Origin of the sequence: Serratia sp. 1D1416, assembly GCF_003641105.1 — a bacterium.
Taxonomy (GTDB): Bacteria; Pseudomonadota; Gammaproteobacteria; order Enterobacterales; family Enterobacteriaceae; genus Serratia; species Serratia ficaria.
The window spans coordinates 4,158,518-4,172,406 of sequence record NZ_CP032738.1 but is presented as its reverse complement, the minus strand read 5'-3'; the positions used below and the strand labels follow the sequence as shown (position 1 = coordinate 4,172,406).

General features: G+C 59.9%; 15 protein-coding genes. 10 read left to right on the top strand and 5 right to left on the bottom strand.

The annotated features are described in order from the left end of the window. Positions 1–297: 297 nt before the first annotated feature. The 4 genes from D7I37_RS20175 to D7I37_RS27435 form a co-directional block, all read right to left on the bottom strand. Entirely contained in the window at positions 298–912 is a 615-nt protein-coding gene (locus D7I37_RS20175) for a TetR/AcrR family transcriptional regulator (protein ID WP_095097541.1), read from the bottom strand. Between the two features lie 121 nt (positions 913–1,033). After that, entirely contained in the window at positions 1,034–1,903 is an 870-nt protein-coding gene (locus tag D7I37_RS20170) for an NmrA/HSCARG family protein (protein WP_129544228.1), read from the bottom strand. 27 nt (positions 1,904–1,930) lie between these two features. Next, positions 1,931–2,311, bottom strand: coding sequence for a zinc-binding dehydrogenase (locus D7I37_RS27440; protein ID WP_242502716.1), 381 nt, complete (start codon positions 2,309–2,311; stop codon positions 1,931–1,933). After that, complete coding sequence (locus tag D7I37_RS27435) at positions 2,245–2,928, bottom strand: NADP-dependent oxidoreductase (protein WP_242502715.1); 684 nt, start codon at positions 2,926–2,928, stop codon at positions 2,245–2,247. The genes D7I37_RS27440 and D7I37_RS27435 overlap by 67 nt, the downstream gene beginning before the upstream one ends. Before the next feature lie 35 nt (positions 2,929–2,963). Here D7I37_RS27435 and D7I37_RS20160 point away from each other — a divergent pair, with 35 nt between their 5' ends. The 4 genes from D7I37_RS20160 to D7I37_RS20145 all read left to right on the top strand — a co-directional run bounded on the left by D7I37_RS20160 (position 2,964) and on the right by D7I37_RS20145 (position 6,538). Continuing rightward, positions 2,964–3,839: a LysR family transcriptional regulator gene (locus tag D7I37_RS20160; RefSeq protein WP_129544227.1), complete on the top strand. Its 876-nt coding sequence runs from the start codon at positions 2,964–2,966 to the stop codon at positions 3,837–3,839. Between the two features lie 78 nt (positions 3,840–3,917). After that, positions 3,918–4,274 (top strand): MmcQ/YjbR family DNA-binding protein, encoded by a 357-nt coding sequence (locus tag D7I37_RS20155; protein WP_129544226.1) that lies wholly within the window; start codon positions 3,918–3,920, stop codon positions 4,272–4,274. Between the two features lie 114 nt (positions 4,275–4,388). Then, positions 4,389–4,841, top strand: coding sequence for a DUF2946 family protein (locus D7I37_RS20150; protein ID WP_061795296.1), 453 nt, complete (start codon positions 4,389–4,391; stop codon positions 4,839–4,841). Between the two features lie 71 nt (positions 4,842–4,912). Further along, on the top strand, positions 4,913–6,538 hold the full coding sequence (locus tag D7I37_RS20145) for a DUF2534 family protein (RefSeq protein WP_061795297.1): 1,626 nt from the start codon (positions 4,913–4,915) through the stop codon (positions 6,536–6,538). A 64-nt stretch (positions 6,539–6,602) separates the two neighbouring features. Here D7I37_RS20145 and D7I37_RS20140 read toward each other — a convergent pair whose 3' ends face one another. Then, on the bottom strand, positions 6,603–6,920 hold the full coding sequence (locus D7I37_RS20140; RefSeq protein WP_061795298.1) for a cupin domain-containing protein: 318 nt from the start codon (positions 6,918–6,920) through the stop codon (positions 6,603–6,605). A gap of 693 nt (positions 6,921–7,613) precedes the next feature. On the opposite strand from D7I37_RS20140, the gene D7I37_RS20135 reads away from it, so the two are divergent. The 6 genes from D7I37_RS20135 (at position 7,614) to pqqB (ending at position 13,887) form a co-directional block, all read left to right on the top strand. Further along, positions 7,614–8,996 (top strand): diaminobutyrate--2-oxoglutarate transaminase, encoded by a 1,383-nt coding sequence (locus tag D7I37_RS20135; protein WP_061795377.1) that lies wholly within the window; start codon positions 7,614–7,616, stop codon positions 8,994–8,996. Positions 8,997–9,011: 15 nt separating this feature from the next. After that, the gene (locus tag D7I37_RS20130; RefSeq protein ID WP_061795299.1) at positions 9,012–10,484 is read left to right on the top strand and encodes an aspartate aminotransferase family protein; all 1,473 of its coding nucleotides are present in this window, start codon (positions 9,012–9,014) and stop codon (positions 10,482–10,484) included. 174 nt (positions 10,485–10,658) lie between these two features. Continuing rightward, a complete protein-coding gene (locus tag D7I37_RS20125; protein ID WP_129544225.1) occupies positions 10,659–11,564 on the top strand; it encodes a LysR family transcriptional regulator in 906 nt (301 codons plus the stop codon). Between the two features lie 110 nt (positions 11,565–11,674). Continuing rightward, positions 11,675–12,721, top strand: a complete 1,047-nt coding sequence (locus D7I37_RS20120; RefSeq protein ID WP_174524328.1) for a dipeptidase — start codon at positions 11,675–11,677, stop codon at positions 12,719–12,721. A 117-nt stretch (positions 12,722–12,838) separates the two neighbouring features. Beyond that, positions 12,839–12,916: a pyrroloquinoline quinone precursor peptide PqqA gene (gene pqqA, locus D7I37_RS20115; protein ID WP_004937827.1), complete on the top strand. Its 78-nt coding sequence runs from the start codon at positions 12,839–12,841 to the stop codon at positions 12,914–12,916. A 59-nt stretch (positions 12,917–12,975) separates the two neighbouring features. Further along, positions 12,976–13,887, top strand: a complete 912-nt coding sequence (pqqB, locus tag D7I37_RS20110) for a pyrroloquinoline quinone biosynthesis protein PqqB (RefSeq protein WP_061795302.1) — start codon at positions 12,976–12,978, stop codon at positions 13,885–13,887. The last annotated feature ends 2 nt before the right edge of the window (positions 13,888–13,889 follow it).

Here is a 13,889-nt window from a genome sequence, read left to right as displayed (position 1 = left end):
GAAAGGTTTAAGCTATAACGATTAAAAAATAGAACTCTACCGCCCATGAAAAAGAGATGCCGCTCACTCTTCCGGCAACAATCAATTAACCTTTAGGAATAATGCGATGAAAATCGATTAAATATGAAAAAAATAGATTGTATGTGCAAAATTAAGTGATCTTCATCACCCAGTACCTTGAGTTTGCTGTAAGGTTTCAGCTAGTGAGCCGAGGCATGGGGTTCCCTGATTGAAGGGACAATCTAAAGGATGCATTCTCAGGTTTGTGGCCAATGATACCCATGGCCAAAAAATCTATTAAGGGGATAAGCTGCGCAGTACCAATGCGGAAAGCAGCACCGCCGCCTCGCTGGCGGTATCCAGGTTGTATTGCAGCTGTACCGGGTTGATATAGGGCCGCATCGTCAGATAGATGGCGCCGGCGGTTTCATCCAGCGGGGTCTTGCGTTCGAACTCGCCCGATTCACGCCCTTCCCGCAGGATCTGCTCGATGACGCGCAGCAGCCGGGCTTCATGCTCCTGCGCCGAAGGCCATTGATCGCGTGCGGCCACGGCGGCGATGTCATAGAGCTTGCGGTCATGGAAGAATAAGTCGCTGCCGGTCTCTGAGAGCGTTCGGAACAGGCGCCTCAGCTTCTCTGTGGCGCTGGGCGCATCCGCGATCGCCGCGTTGACCACCGCCATGATCATCGCCAACCGGTTGCTGCAGATCACTTCGCCGATGGCCTGCTTGGACTCAAAGAATTTGTAGATATAAGCCTTGGAGAAACCGATAGCCTTGGCCAGGTCGGACACCGTGGTTTTTTCGTACCCGTAATGCCCGAAATAGGCCGTGGCGGCCTCCACGACCTGATCGCGAATGCCGTGATCCACGGGGCCGCGCGTGCTGAGTGCGTTGTTTTTTCTCGTCATGCCCCTAGCTTAACGCGGCATACTTTGATTGACAACGAGTGACCGATTTATAAATTAGTCAATCGTTGTGCCCGCCTTCACTCAGGGCGATATCGGCAGATAACCGCCATCGCCGCGGTCGCTATAGCGTGCCGGAATTTTCGCGCACGAACGCCTCGTAGGTGCGCAAAGGTTTCCCGAGCATGGCCTGCAATCGTGCCACTGCGCCTTCATCAGCTTGCATGCCGTGCTGCTGAATGCCCGCCATCATCAGGCTCATGTCGTAAGCCAGCCAGCCGGGGCCGTACGCTGCGAGTTGTCTTTCAAAAGCGGTGACGTCATCCCCTCCGTAGGCCACCTCACGCCCCAGGGCAGCGCCCCAGATCTTCGCCACCGATGCGCCGGTGAGCGCCTGCGGCCCAATCAACTCCAGCGTGACTCGGTCCAGCGCGGAAGATGCGCTGTCGCGCCGCAGCAGTTCTGCCACGGCGATATCCGCTATATCGCGCGCATCGATCATTGATACGCCCGCAGAGCCGATGGGCATCGGATACATCGAATGGTCCCGGATCCCCTGCTTAACCAGCAGATCGTTTTGCATGAAGTAAGCCGGGCGCAGAATGGTAGCGGGTAGGTCATGACTTTCTATCATGCGTTCAACCGTATGCTTGCCGGTAAAGTGCGGTACGTTAGTGAATTTGTCGGCATGGATCACCGACAGGTAAACGATGCGCTCGATGCCGGCCTCGCGTGCGAGGTTCAGTGCGATCAGCGCCTGCGTGATCTCATCGGGCGTAACCGCATTGAGCAGAAACAGCGTACGCACCGATGACAGCGCGACGCGCATCGAAGCGACATCGGTGAGGTCGGCAACGATCTCCGTGACCCCTGCCGGGAACCGGCGTTTACCTGGCTGGCGCACAAGGGCCTTGACCTCGGCGCCGGCGTCGGCCAGCCCCTGAATGATGAGTGAACCTATAGTGCCCGTGGCACCCGCAACGAGAATGCTCATGTTTGACTCCTGTGGAAAAGAGGTAGGTTAACGAGAAAAATCTGCAACGACCTTCCCGGTCCGGGAAAGGGTGCGATTGCGTTCTATTGCTGCCGGAATATCAGCAAAACCCACTACGTCGCCAATCCTGGACTGAAGCGTGCCGCTGGCGACTTCGTTGGCCAGTTTCTCCAGCAATGCGGGATCCGGTTTATTCATAAACCAGAGGCCACGGCGGTTTGCGGGCGTGCGGGCCAGAATGTCCGGTGATGCGGTGCTGACCACGACGCCGTCCTGCGCCAATACTTGCCAGGAGCGGTCCAGCACCTCCCCCCCGACGTAATCAAGCGCCAGGTTTATATTCAGGGCAATGTCCTCGAAACGTTGAGCCTGATAGTCAATGACGTGATCGGCGCCGAGGCTGCGCACAACGTCCCGATCGGCAAGGCTCGCCGTCGCGAAGATCTCTGCACCTGCCTGGCAAACTGCACGGCGTAAGCGCCCAGGCCACCCGCCGCGCCATGAATGAGGATCCGCTGGCCCGGATAGAGCGGCCCTGCGTGTTGCAAACTGTTCCAGGCAGTGACGGCCGCAACGGGTATGGCGGCGGCGCGGACATCGTCCAGCCCCTCAGGTACGGGCGAAAGGCTCGTTTCATCGAGCGCCACGAATTCGGCGTACGCGCCCAGACCGGCCATTGCCCCCATAACGCGGTCGCCCACGCGGAAACGGGACGTATCGGGACCGACTGCGTCGACAATCCCAGCCATTTCGGCGCCCAAGATGATGGGTAACGGCAGCGGGAAGGCATTTCGTACATGCCCTTCACGTACTTTCCAATCGATACTGTTCACGCCTGCGGCGCAAACCCGAATCCGAACCTGACCTTGCCCCGGCGCCGGTTTTTCGACGCTGGCCAGTTCTGCGGCATCAGCGCCGCCATAGTGTCGGATCAACACCGCACGTTGCAGGTTGTTCATTGCAGTTTCTCGCATATTGTCGGATAACGAGACAGTATTCTGTTGCAATAAAAAAACAAAGATCATAAAAAATAGACACCTTGTTTTAAAAATGAAACACCATGAATCTGAACGCGCTGTCTGACTTTATACTGGTCGCCACCAATGAAGGATTAGGAAAAGCCAGCCGTGCGAGTGGCATTTCCAAAGCCACCTTATCGCGACGGATCGCCGACCTGGAGGAACAGCTGGGCGTGCGGCTGATCGAGCGCAGCGCTCGCGGCCTAAAGCTTACCGAGGCCGGCGAAATGCTGATGTCCCGAACCGAAGGTCTGCTGAGTGAGGTCAACGAAGCCATGACGGCGGTCGGAGACGGCGTTTCAACGCCTCGCGGCCGCTTGCGAATCGCTGCGCCGGTGCTGTTTTCCCAGCTGGCGATGGGCCGCATTGGCGCAGAATTCTGCGCCGCCTATCCGGAAATCGAGCTTGAAGTCGTGGCGGAAGACCGCATGGCAGATCTCGTTGAGGAGCAATTTGACGTCGCCATTCGGATCAACCCCAGTCCCGACAGCCGTTTAGTCGGGCGTTGCTTCGCCAAAGACCGGTTGGTTGTCGTGGCCGCGCCTGACATTGTCCGGCCGCAGCCCGGTGCCGTCCGGACAGTTCCAGGCATCGTAACCCTGGGTTTCCAGCCTACCCGATGGGTGCTGGATGAAGGGCGGTTGATCCTGGAGCCACTCCCGAGACTGCGCTTCTCTTCGTTATTGATGGTTCGCGATGCCGCTGTCGCTGGCGGTGGAGCCGCCCTCATTCCGCAGTCCATCGCCTGGAATCAGCTTGCCCGCGGCGATTTGGTTCAGTGGGGCACCGTGTCGGGTGCCGATCGCACGCTTTGGGTTCTGCATACTTCCCGGCGGCTCGCGGCGCCGAAGGTGCGCGCTTTCGTCAATTTTCTGTGCGACAGATACCCGGATATGTCGCTTGTCCTGACGGGCTAGTTGCGTCGGGCAGCTGTTGTCAGTGCCGGCGACTGGCGCATAATCTATGCCATATCACCATAAAATACGGGAGTGACCATGAAAAGAGAGGCGTTGTTCAGCTATGCGCGGGAACATTTTAATTCTGAGCCGGAATATCTCTGGAGCAACCTTCCGGGCTATGCCGTACTTCGTCATCACGACGGAAAAAAATGGTTCGGCATCGTGATGAACGTGCCGGGAACAAAGTTGGGTCTGAAGACCGACGACGACGTAGATGTGCTCGAAGTTAAAGTCAGGCCGGAGCATATCGGCTCGTTGCGTAAAAAAGACGGCATTTTACCCGCTTACCATATGAACAAAGAGCACTGGATCAGCCTGCTTCTTTCCAGCCCACTCGCTCCAAAAGAAATACACGAGCTGCTCGCCGACAGCCATGAACTGACAAGAACATAGGCGCGCGCGGGGATCTTTTCCCGCCCTCACTTTTCGTTCACAACCCGAGGGATCGCGGGTTACACTACCCGCCTGATCGAACGCCTCAACCCGGGTTATCCTCACGCGATGAGAATGTCACGCCTCCGACAGCAGCGCCTTACCGCCTGCACCGCCATTCTCGCGGTGCTGCTGCTGTTTGTGGCGCCGACGGTGTCGAAATCGCTGATGCATCATCAGGGGATGGGCAGCGCAAACCCGGCCGAAGCGGCCAGCGCCGTAACGCCGGCGGACGATGCCCCCGCCATGTCGCATATGGCCCACTCACACCCCATGGCCATGCCGGATCCGCCCGCCGGGACCGGCCATCATGCGATGGGGATGGGCGAAGACATCGCCTGCGGTTATTGCGAACTGTTGATCCACGTGCCGCTGCTGCTGTGGCTTTTTGCGCCGCTGCTTTGGCTGATGACGCGCATCGCTCAGGCGCCCCGGCCGGTGCGGCTCCTGCCGCCTTCGATACGCCGTTTAGCCCTGCGCCAGCGCCCCAGAGCGCCGCCCGCCCCGCCGTTTTTCTTCGTTTCCTGATACTGGGTAAATCCGCCCGCTTGATTGCGAGGGGTCTGCCTGCGCACACCTTTTGAAAAACGAGAACGGCCATGTCTTCTTTCGCCACACCGGCCGCGCCGCAGCGCGGTGCAATGCTTAACCTCATCCGACGACTGCATTTTTATATCGGTCTGTTCGTCGCCCCTTTTATCTTGATTGCCGCCCTCACCGGCACGCTGTACGTTCTGACCCCGCAGCTCGAAAACGCGCTGTATCGGGACGCGCTGTTTACCCAGCCGCAGGGCCAGGCCAAACCGCTGGCCGGGCAGATCGCCGCCGCTCGCCGTCACGTCGGTCCCGAAGCGCGAATCTACGCCATCCGGCCTGCGCCGGAGGCGACGGATACCACGCGAGTGCAGTTCGTCGACCCCGCGCTCGGCGCTTCAGAGTCGCGGGCGATATTCGTGGATCCTTACACTCTGGCTATCCGGGGCGATATGGCGGTATACGGCACCTCCGGCGTATTGCCGCTGCGTACCTGGCTGGATAAGCTGCACAGCAGCCTGCTGCTGGGCGATCCGGGGCGCAATTACAGCGAGCTCGCCGCATCCTGGCTGTGGGTGGCCGCGCTGGGCGGCGTAGCGTTGTGGCTGGGCACGCGGCCTCGCCGCAAAGCCAGGCGCGTTAACGGCCGCTTCGCCGTCAGCCGGCATTGGCACATCACGCTCGGCATCGTGCTGCTGGCCGGGCTGCTTTTCTTCTCGGCAACGGGGTTAACCTGGTCGCAGTGGGCCGGCGGCAATATCGACGCCCTGCGCTCTGGCCTGGGCTGGCTGACGCCGCAGGTCAACACCAGCCTGCGTGACGATGCCGCCACGCCCGCCGATCCCCATGCGGAACATCGGGGGGCGGATATGGCCGGAATGGTGATGCCGGTCAACGCCGCGAACGGCGACTGGGAAAAGGCGCTGCAGGCCGCCCGCGCCGCCGGCATCGATGCCGCCAGGGTGGAATTGCGCCAGCCTAAAGGGGAAGGCAAGGCCTGGACGGTAAGCGAAGTGGATCGCAGCTGGCCCACCCAGGTTGACGCCGTGGCGCTGGCCCCCCGCCATTTTTCGGTTATCGATCAGGTCCGGTTCGATAAATTCCCTCTCATCGCCAAACTGACCCGCTGGGGGATTGACGCCCATATGGGCGTCTTGTTCGGCCTTGCCAACCAGCTGATGCTGGCCGCCTTTGGCCTTGGCCTGTGTGTGATGATCGGGTTGGGATACCGCATGTGGTGGCTACGCCGCCCTGCGGCGGGGGAAGCGAATCCGGTGCATACGCTGTTCGCCGCCTGGCTGGCGCTTTCGGGCGCGGGGCGTTGCGTTACGCTGCTGGTTGCGTTAACGCTGGGCTATGCTCTGCCGCTGATGGGCGGCAGCCTGCTGGCATTTATGTCGGCCGATGTTTTGCGCTGGCGCAGCGGGCGCGCCGCACCGTTATCCGCCCGGCAATCGGCGGCGCGCAAATTCCTGCTCGCCGTGGCGACCGTCGCCGTGATTATCGGCGGCATATTGGGCAAAGCCATCCTCGGCGGCATGGTTGATCAGTATCAGGTGCCGTTCGGCGACTGGAGCGCACAGATGTATGTGATGCAGAGCATGATGGTGCTGCTCTATACGTTGGTGTTTACCGGGCTGCTGTCGATACCCTTGTGGTATTTCTTCCTGGGAGAAAACCAAGCGCGGTAAGGCGGCGTTGTGGTATTGCGGATCCTTGCGCCGGCAGCTTGTCGCTGCCGGCGAGAGCCGGTCTTCAGCGGGCCAGCTCCACCCCGTCCAGTTCGGAGATCGCCAGGCAAATGACCTCGGTGACGGCATCCACCGTGTAGGCGGTGTTAGCCGGGATCATCAACATTTCATGAGACTGCAACGTTTGTTCGCCAATCTTGAGCTCACCGCTCAGAACCATCAGCTTGACCCAGCCCGGATGCAAGCGGGCTGATTGGTGGCTGCCCGCATCAAGTTTCAACAGCGCCGTATGTCCTTGCCCCTCACGTTTCAATATGTGGTAATGCACCCCAGCGTAAGGCATGTTCTCGTAGTGCAGTGACGCCAGCGTTCTTTTATGCATGATAGTTCCTCGTAACCTGTGAATGGGTGTTCCTCTCCCGGGACGCGGCCAAGACGCAATATTGTCCTTACTGCCTGGCCGTCGCTGCCGAAAGCACATGCTCCGTCAACATCTTTGCAAACTGATTAAACTGGCCTCTGACGCACTGATGCGCTTGCCTGATTCAGAGCCTGCTAATAAATATATAGGACCTGCGCCATAGGCGCAAAAATCCCGTCGGCGAGATCCCTGCCCCATCCTGCCGCTGCGCGAAATCTGAGATAAATCGCCGCCAGAGATGCCGGCATTTTTTAATCAGGAGCCGGTATATCCAATACAAATATTACGTATATAACCCGGCTGTCGCGACGCGCCCGGGCCGACAAAACCGAATATTTATTTTCTATTTCTGTTATTTACGGAAAAAGTCCCCTCAAGAATAAAACAGATTAACTTCATGCTCGAACCGGCGGCGGGGAGGATTTTCGTGCCATGTTAAACAATTGTTATGTTTTAACGGGCGAACGAACGGTCAATAAATCAACAACCTATTGATTGCCATAGGAAAAATCTAAACAAATCAACACAAAATAAGCTATTGAGTCCCAGACTAAAAAGCCATATATTGGTCGCGTTTTTCACAGGGTAACTATTTTCTTAATTTTATTAATTCAATCAGGGCGTACTGATACCCCCGGTTGTAGGAGAGATATGATGACGGATAAAGTCCGTATTGACACTTTAGTTGCGAATTCATTAAATGGAAACAATGAAACCTATTTGGCAAGACAGGCCGAATTTGAGTCTAATGTCAGGAGTTATCCACGCAAACTGCCGTTGGCAATTGCGCAGGCTCAGGGCGTCTGGATCACTGATGTTGAGAATAATCAATATCTTGATTGCCTGGCTGGGGCGGGAACGCTGGCGCTTGGCCATAACCACCCTGACGTATTGCAAAGCATCCAAAATGTCATTACCAGCGGCTTGCCGTTACATACCCTTGATCTGACCACGCCGTTAAAAGATCAATTCTCCGATTACCTGCTCTCGCTGTTGCCAGGACAAGGCAAAGAGTATTGCCTGCAGTTCTGCGGCCCTTCCGGCGCCGATGCGGTTGAAGCCGCGCTGAAGCTCGCCAAAAAATACACCGGCCGTTCCGGCGTGATCAGCTTCTCCGGCGGCTACCACGGCATGACCCACGGCGCGCTGTCGGTCACCGGCAACCTGTCGCCGAAAGAAGCGATCAACGGCATGATGCCGGAAGTGCAGTTTATGCCTTATCCGCACCTGTACCGCTGCCCGCTGGGCATCGGCGGCGAAGCGGGCGTCAAGGCATTGACCTACTACTTCGAAAACCTGATCAACGACGTCGAGAGCGGCGTGCGCAAACCTGCCGCGGTGATCCTGGAAGCGGTTCAGGGCGAAGGCGGCGTCAACCCGGCCCCGGCCGAGTGGCTGCAGCGCATTCGCAAAGTCACCCAGGAACACGGCATTTTGCTGATTATCGACGAAGTTCAGGCTGGTTTCGCCCGCACGGGCAAGCTGTTCGCCTTCGAGCACGCCGGCATTGAGCCAGACATCATCGTGATGTCCAAAGCGGTCGGCGGCGGCCTGCCGTTGGCGGTATTGGGCATCAAGAAGCAGTTCGACGCCTGGGAACCCGGCCACCACACCGGCACCTTCCGCGGCAACCAGCTGGCGATGGCCACCGGCCTGACCACGCTGAAGTACCTCAAGGAAAATCAGGTCGCCGATAAGGTCGCCGCCCAGGGCGAATGGCTGAAAGCCCGGCTGGCCGAGCTGCAGAAACGCTATCCGGTCATTGGCAACGTGCGCGGCCTGGGCCTGATGATCGGCATCGAGATCGTGAAGCCGAACGAAGCCCCGGACCACATGGGCAGCTACCCTGCCGACGGTGCGTTGTCCGCCTTGCTGCAGAAAAAATGCTTCGAAGCCGGTCTGATCCTCGAGCGCGGCGGCCGTAACGGCTGCGTGCTGCGTCTGCTGCCTTCGCTGCTGATCACCAACGACGAATTGGGTATTTTCCTGGATAAATTTGAACACGCCCTGTTAGCCGCAGGCATCAAACCGGTGTGATGGAGTAAGAGCTTAATGTCCAAGTTAAACCCTATTCTGGCGGCCTCGGCGCAAAGCACCGAGGCATACCAGCAGGCGATCGCCCAGAGCAGCCAGGCGGTGGTGCAGTGGCTGCAACAACCCGAGATGTATCAGGGGAAAACCGTTGCCGAACTGCGCGAACGCATCCAGCTGGATTTCAATCCGCAGGGCCTGGGCAACCAGGCGGCTATCGAACGCGCGATCGAGTACTTCCTGAAGGACAGCCTGTCGGTGCATCACCCGCAGTGCGTCGCGCACCTGCATTGCCCGAGCCTGGTCGTCAGCCAGGCCGCCGAAGTGCTGATCAACGCCACCAACCAGAGCATGGACTCCTGGGATCAAAGCCCCTCGGCCACCCTCATCGAGATGAAGCTGATCGAATGGCTGCGCACCCAGGTCGGTTATCAGCCTGGCGATGCCGGGGTGTTCACCAGCGGCGGAACCCAAAGCAACCTGATGGGCCTGATGCTGGCGCGCGACGCCTTCTTCGCGCGCCAGGGTCACTCTGTTCAGCAGGACGGTTTGGCGGGTGACCTGCGGAAGATTAAAGTGCTGTGCTCGGAAAACGCCCACTTCTCGGTGCAAAAGAACATGGCGCTGCTCGGCCTGGGGTATCAGTCCGTTACGCTGGTGAAAACCGATCAATTCGCGCGGATGGACCTGAACGATCTGGCCGAGAAAGTGGCGCAGGCGCAAGCCAATGGCGAACAGATCCTGGCGATCGTCGCCACCGCGGGCACCACCGACGCCGGCGCTATCGATCCGCTGCGCGCGATCGCCGCCCTGGCGGCGGAACACCAGATCTGGGTGCATGTGGATGCGGCCTGGGGCGGCGCGCTGCTGCTGTCTGAAAAATACCGCGACTATCTGGACGGCATTGAGCTGGTGGACTCCATTACGCTGGACTTCCACAAGCAATTCTTCCAGACCATCAGCTGCGGCGCCTTCCTGCTGAAAGAAGCCCGCCACTATGAGCTGATGCGCTATCAGGCGGCCTACCTGAACTCCGAGTTCGATGAAGCTCAGGGCGTACCGAACCTGGTCTCCAAATCGCTGCAGACCACCCGCCGCTTCGACGCCTTGAAGCTGTGGATGGGGCTGGAGGCGCTGGGCCAGAAGCAGTACGCCGAGATCATCGATCATGGCGTCACGCTGGCGCAACAGGTTGCGCGCTATATTGCCGATTGCCCGGCGCTGGAGCTGGTGATGCAGCCGCAGCTGGCCAGCGTGCTGTTCCGCTATCGTCCGCAGCGGCTGGACGTGTGCGGCAGTTCGGCGGTGGCGTTTGTCAACCAACGCATCGGCGATGCCCTGCTGGAATCCGGCCGCGCCAACGTCGGCGTGACCGAGTTCAACGGCGTCACCTGCCTGAAGATGACGTTGCTGAACCCGACGGTCACTCTGGAAGACATCAAGCTGCTGTTGGCGCTGGTCGAAACCACCGCCGAGCAGTTGCCGGCCGCGTAATCCCTCCGCGCTGCCCTGCTCTCTGGCTAAAAGCCGATACCCGCTGCGGGTATCGGCTTTTTTGTCGTAGCGGAAATATATCTATGCATAATAGATGACGGCAGGCACAGCATTTGCACTTATACCTTGCATCAGCCGCCGCCCCAGGTTTTCTTTGGCTCAGGAGTCCGCGACATGGCTGAACCCGATCTTAACTTGCTGTTCGCTCTCGAGGCGTTGCTGACGGAGGCCAGCGTTGTCGGCGCTGCGCGGCGCCTCGGATTGAGCGCCTCGGCCATGAGCCGCACGCTCAGCCGCCTGCGCAATGTGACCGGCGATCCGCTGCTGGTGCGCGCCGGGCGCACTATGGTGCTGACTCCCTATGCCGAAGCGATACGCGAACGAACGCAAACCGCGGTGTTTGAAGCCCGCGGCGTGCTCCGCCCCGACGCCTCGGCATTGAGCCCGGCCGAGCTGGAACGCACGTTTATCCTGCGCACCAACGACGGCTTTGTGGAAGCCTTTGGCCCGGCGCTGATCGCCGCGGCGGCCAAAGCGGCGCCCCGGGTGCGGCTGCGTTTCGCCCCCAAACCGGAGAAAAGCTCAGCGCCGCTGCGCGCGGGCCAGGTCGATCTTGAAATCGGCGTGCTGGGCGATATGGGGCCGGAAATTCGCCTGCAGGCGTTGTTCAGAGACCGGTTCGTCGGCGTGGTCAGAAAGGGGCATCCGTTGATGGCGGAGGCGGAGATCGCCGCCGGGCGCTATGCCGGCTGCGGGCACGTTGTCGCTTCGCGCAGCGGCAGAATAACCGGGCCGGTGGACGAGGCACTCGCTGAGCTGGGGTTGCAGCGCAACATCGCCGCCGTAGTGCCGAGCTTTCCCGCTGCGCTGGCCGTGGCTCAGGCTTCGGATCTGGTGGCGTTGGTGCCCGCCTCTTTCCTGCGCCATCAGCCGTCAGACCGGATCTGGGTATTTGAGCTGCCGGTAAAAACGCGGGGAATTACCGTTTCACAGATGTGGCATCCGCGCGTGGAGGCCGATCCCGCTCATCGCTGGCTGCGCCAGCTGGTGCTGGACGTTTGTCGCCCGCAGCACCGTTAATCGCCGTCACCTTGCCCGATGCCGGACAGAAACGCCGGGGTTAAGGGTTGCCCGCCGTCAGCCGATCGGCGAACATAATGGAAATTCTGCCTGACGCGGTGCGACTTTCTATGCCACTCCCTCTCCAGCCCGTCTTTGACGGGCACAACGATCTGCTGCTTAAGCTGTGGCTGGAACATGCCGCCGACCCGGTCGACGCCTTTTATTCCCGGGTGGAAAACGGCCACCTGGATTTTCCGCGCATGCGGCGCGGCGGTTTCTTCGGCGGCCTGTTCGCGGTGTTCATTCCGCCGGCGAGCTATATCGCCCAGATCAGGAACCAGCCCGAGTCCGAGGTGCTGGCGGACTACGATCCCCTCGCCATCACCGAAGCGCAGATCGCCATCATGCATCGGCTGGCGCAGGCCTCCGAAGGGCGACTGCGCATTTGCCGCACGGTGAAGGACATCGAAAGCTGCCGGGTCAACCGGCAGATCGCCGCGGTGCTGCATATCGAGGGCGCCGGCGCGCTGGATCCCGCGCTTTCGCGCCTCGAGCATTTTCATGCGCTGGGCGTGCGTAGCATCGGGCCGTTCTGGAACCTGCCGAACGCCTTCGGCGAAGGCGTCAGTGGGCCGTTCCCCGGTTCACCCGACACCGGCGCCGGCATGACGCCGGCCGGCAAAGCGCTGATCCGCGCCTGCAACCAACGCCGCATCATGATCGACGTTTCGCACATGAACGAGAAAAGCTTCTGGCAAACTGCGGCGCTGAGCGATGCGCCGCTGGTCGCCACCCACTCCAATGCCCACGCGCTGTGCCCGCAGCCGCGCAATCTGACCGACGCGCAGTTGAACGCCATCGCCCGAAGCGCAGGGTTTGTCGGGGTTAACTTCGGCACCGCCTTCCTGCGCGCCGACGGCAAGCGTGACAGTGCAACGACCTCGTTGACAGAAATTGTTAAACACGTTGAGTATTTGATCGCTAAACTTGGTGAAGATCGCGTGGGCTTTGGCTCCGACTTCGACGGCGTCAACGTTCCGCAGGCGCTGGGCGATGTCGGCGGGTTACCGCAGCTGATGCAGGCGCTGTCGCAGGCCGGATTCGACCGGCGGATGCTGGAAAAGCTGGCCTGGCGCAACTGGCTCGGCGTGCTGGCGGCCACCTGGGGCGAATAAACTTTTACCCTTTAAAGGTTGCGAACTCCATCACATTTCGTCAACATCGGCGCGCCGGATGCGATCGCGTCTCATTCGGCACGATATACCACGATTCACACAACAGGAGCACTGCTTATGACCACCTGGACTAAACCTGAGTTTGTTGACCTGCGCTTGGGCCTGGAAGTGACGCTGTACATTTCCAACCGTTAATCGCCCGTCCGCCCGCCTTTCGTGCGGGCGTTTCTTTCCTTACTTTTCCTGGTTTCTACATGCAGATAAAAGTTCTCGGTTCCGCTGCGGGCGGTGGTTTCCCCCAGTGGAATTGCAACTGCAAAAACTGTCAGGGCGTGCGCGACAACAGCATCAAAGCCTCGCGCCGGACGCAGTCCTCCATCGCCGTCAGCGACGACGGTAAAAACTGGGTGCTGTGCAACGTCTCACCGGACATTTGCCACCAGCTGCTCGCTTCGCCTGAATTGAATAACCCCGACGTGCTGCGCGGCACCGGCATCGGTTCGATCATCCTGACCGACAGCCAGATCGACCACAGCGCGGGCTTACTCAATTTGCGTGAGGGATGCCCGCACCAGGTCTGGTGCACCGCTGAAGTGCATGACGATCTCAGCAGCGGCTTCCCGCTGTTCACCATGCTGTCCCATTGGAACGGCGGCCTGGTCCATCACCCGGTCACGCCGCTGGCGCCCTTCCAGGTGGCGGTATGCCCGAGCCTGCGTTTTACCGCCATTCCGCTGTTGAGCAATGCGCCGCCTTACTCCCGCTATCGCCACCGGCCGCTGCCGGGCCATAACGTCGCGCTGTTCATTGAAGACGCCGCGCGCGGCAGCAACCTGTTGTATGCCCCGGGGCTGGGCGAGCCGGACGAGGCGCTGTTGCCCTGGCTGCAGCGCGCCGACTGCCTGCTGATCGACGGCACCCTGTGGCGCGATAACGAGCTGGCCAACGCCGGCGTCGGCCGCAATACCGGCAAAGACATGGGGCATCTGGCGCTGGCGGAAGAACAGGGGTTGGCGGCATTGCTCGGCACCCTGCCGGCCAAACGCAAAATCCTGATCCACATAAACAACACCAACCCGATCCTCGATGAAGACTCCGCGGAGCGTCAAAGCCTGACCGACGCCGGCATAGAAGTGAGTTGGGACGGGATGAACATCGAACTGTAGGT

Bases quoted from the DNA above. Each gene is read 5' to 3' on its own strand.
- D7I37_RS20175 (WP_095097541.1), bottom strand. From the start codon at position 912: ATGACGAGAAAAAACAACGCACTCAGCACGCGCGGCCCCGTGGATCAC.
- D7I37_RS20170 (WP_129544228.1), bottom strand. From the start codon at position 1,903: ATGAGCATTCTCGTTGCGGGTGCCACGGGCACTATAGGTTCACTCATC.
- D7I37_RS27435 (WP_242502715.1), bottom strand. From the start codon at position 2,928: ATGATCTTTGTTTTTTTATTGCAACAGAATACTGTCTCGTTATCCGAC.
- D7I37_RS20160 (WP_129544227.1), top strand. From the start codon at position 2,964: ATGAATCTGAACGCGCTGTCTGACTTTATACTGGTCGCCACCAATGAA.
- D7I37_RS20155 (WP_129544226.1), top strand. From the start codon at position 3,918: ATGAAAAGAGAGGCGTTGTTCAGCTATGCGCGGGAACATTTTAATTCT.
- D7I37_RS20150 (WP_061795296.1), top strand. From the start codon at position 4,389: ATGTCACGCCTCCGACAGCAGCGCCTTACCGCCTGCACCGCCATTCTC.
- D7I37_RS20145 (WP_061795297.1), top strand. From the start codon at position 4,913: ATGTCTTCTTTCGCCACACCGGCCGCGCCGCAGCGCGGTGCAATGCTT.
- D7I37_RS20140 (WP_061795298.1), bottom strand. From the start codon at position 6,920: ATGCATAAAAGAACGCTGGCGTCACTGCACTACGAGAACATGCCTTAC.
- D7I37_RS20135 (WP_061795377.1), top strand. From the start codon at position 7,614: ATGACGGATAAAGTCCGTATTGACACTTTAGTTGCGAATTCATTAAAT.
- D7I37_RS20130 (WP_061795299.1), top strand. From the start codon at position 9,012: ATGTCCAAGTTAAACCCTATTCTGGCGGCCTCGGCGCAAAGCACCGAG.
- D7I37_RS20125 (WP_129544225.1), top strand. From the start codon at position 10,659: ATGGCTGAACCCGATCTTAACTTGCTGTTCGCTCTCGAGGCGTTGCTG.
- D7I37_RS20120 (WP_174524328.1), top strand. From the start codon at position 11,675: ATGCCACTCCCTCTCCAGCCCGTCTTTGACGGGCACAACGATCTGCTG.
- pqqA (WP_004937827.1), top strand. From the start codon at position 12,839: ATGACCACCTGGACTAAACCTGAGTTTGTTGACCTGCGCTTGGGCCTG.
- pqqB (WP_061795302.1), top strand. From the start codon at position 12,976: ATGCAGATAAAAGTTCTCGGTTCCGCTGCGGGCGGTGGTTTCCCCCAG.